At 71.4% G+C, this 2,189-nt stretch carries 2 protein-coding genes and 1 pseudogene; 1 reads left to right on the forward strand and 2 read right to left on the reverse strand.

Annotation, left to right across the window (positions count from 1 at the left end; translation table 11 throughout):
• The first annotated feature begins 259 nt into the window (after positions 1–259).
• Entirely contained in the window at positions 260–724 is a 465-nt protein-coding gene (locus E1265_RS35720; RefSeq protein WP_132935099.1) for a DUF6233 domain-containing protein, read from the forward strand.
• 293 nt (positions 725–1,017) lie between these two features.
• On the opposite strand, the gene E1265_RS35725 is transcribed toward E1265_RS35720, so the two are convergent.
• Entirely contained in the window at positions 1,018–1,332 is a 315-nt protein-coding gene (locus E1265_RS35725) for a hypothetical protein (RefSeq protein WP_132935100.1), read from the reverse strand.
• 575 nt (positions 1,333–1,907) lie between these two features.
• Positions 1,908–2,189, reverse strand: a pseudogene (locus tag E1265_RS37630) (hypothetical protein); the annotation flags it as partial.

Raw genomic sequence — 2,189 nt, forward strand, 5'->3', positions numbered from 1 at the left:
GGCTGGGGGCGATCAGGCTCGGCAAGGCCGTCGGCAGTGGTCGCCGGCCGGCCGCGTGAGGTTGCCTCTCCTGTTGCCTCCAGGATCTTGAGATCTGAGGGGAAGGGGCAGGTGAGCGATCTGGACAAGGGGTCGGCGGTGCGCCGACTACTTCCCTACGTCCCCTTCTTCCGCGCCTGCTGGCCGGAGAAGGGGCACGCCGGTGGTCGATCCGGGTCTGCATAGTGGAGTGCCGGTGCGGGGCCGTAGCGTCGGCAGGGTGACGGAGACGAGCAGCGGCGGGGAGTCGGCCGGAGGCCCTCCGGTGCGGCTCAAGCTGCCGGACGGGCAGGAGCTCCAGGCGGTGCTGCTGCGTCGTCGGCAGGCGGATGACGGCTCCTGGTGGTACCTGGTGGCGATCCCGCTGTGGGGTCCGGAGCAGCGGCCCGACGGCACCCTCGTGGCCGCGTTGGAGCCGGTGGAGTGCTGGGCGCCGGCGAAGGCCTGCACACCCGCCCCCGGCGAGGACTACGACCAGGTGCCGATCGACCGGCCCCGTCGCCGGCCGCCGTGGTGGCTCCTCGAGGACGCCGGCGGCGAGCAACTGGTGGTGCACCGCGGCGACTGCGCGGCGGTCGGTCTGGAGAGCGAGGCGCGGCCGGCGGGCGAGGATCAGGTGCGTGCGGCCGCGCAGGCCGGCGCTGTGCCGTGCGAGTTGTGCCGGCCGGACCGAGCTCTCGGCTGACCTGTGCGAGCAGTGGCAGGCGAGGGGTTGACCAGCCTGGTCAAGCGCCTCGGGGGTGGTTGACCAGGCGCCTGGTCAACCTCCGGCGCCCCTTCCGTCTCCCCTACCCCCAAAGTTGGTCAACCTCGACCTGTTTCCGCAGGTCGACAGGGTTTTCGTGCCCGCTGGATAGCCCGACACCCCTATATGTGCTCCCAGTGGGGCTCATTCCGGGGTGGAGGTGGGGGGCGGACCGACGCGTGAGGCGCTGTGCGGCGCCAGCATGGCCCGTCGCCCTGCTGGCTGCCCGGGTGCTACGTGCCCTGGTCGTCCGCCAGCGAGGCCTTCACAGCTTGCTTGAGCCGGCTCTTCGCCGCGACGCGGTCCGGCCCCGAGAAGGTCTGCCAGTACTCGTGAGTGGACAGCGCGAGAGACGCCTCGGTCAGCCGGGCGCGCAGCTGGGCGACCTCCTGGTCGTGCTCAGGCACCCATCCTTGGTCGGTGCGGTGTTCAATGCCGGCGGTGTCGGTCCACGGCCGGGGCGGGATGGCCTTCAGCTGCTGGAGCAGGGTCTGTCTGTCGCGCTCGAGGTCGACCAGGTCGTCGGGGAAGTCGGTGTCGGCGTCCACGCCCGGCATAGTACGTGCGTGCGAATCTCGGGGGCGGCGAGGACACGCGGGCTGGTCAACCGCAGGTCAGGGCGAGGTTGACCAGGTTGGTCAAGCTTCTGGGCAAGCCAACCAGGCGCGGGGGGTTCCCTGTCCTCCGGCGTGGGGCCAGGCTCGGGGGCGGGAGGTGACCCGGATGCCGACCGGCAAGTTGAAGCGGCGGCGGTGTGAGTACCGGCGGTGCCGCCGGCCGTTGCCGAGGAGCGCTTCACCGCGGCGTCGGTACTGCGGCCCGAACTGCGTCGCGGCCGCGTACCGGTTGCGGAAGTGCGTGAGCGGGCCCTCGTGCTGCTGGATGTCGTTATCGGCGGAAGGCGGCGGAGATCCTGGACACCACCGCCGGCGACCACGAGCGCCTGCTGGCCGGTCAGACGTGCGGCGGCCCGGGTTGCCGGGTGGTGTTGTGGGCCGGCATGAGACGGAAACGGACCGCCCGGTACTGCAGCGACCGGTGCCGACAGGCCGCGTACCGCGAACGACGACGGACAGCACCGATCATGACGCTGTGCCGTAACGATCGGCTGGGAAGCCCACCGTTACGGCACGGCGTCATGGTCAACGGCCGGCCGCCTTGCGGCGGCGGCCGGCCGGTTCCAAAATCTCGCCCGCGAGCGAGGCGCCCTACAGCCGAGTTCGTCCACGGCGGCCTGCTGCTCCACAGGCAGCTTGTCGCGCCGGCTGCGCATGTTGCTGCGCCAGACCTCGAGCTTCACGGGGACGACTTCGGGCTGTTCCTGGTCGTCGCTGGCGACGGCGTCCTCGAGGACCAGGTGCTCGGCATGGCCGCGGGGGTGGTCTTCACGGGCGAGGTACTGGCG

Origin of the sequence: Streptomyces sp. 8K308 (assembly GCF_004348315.1) — a bacterium.
Classification (GTDB): domain Bacteria; phylum Actinomycetota; class Actinomycetes; order Streptomycetales; family Streptomycetaceae; genus Streptomyces.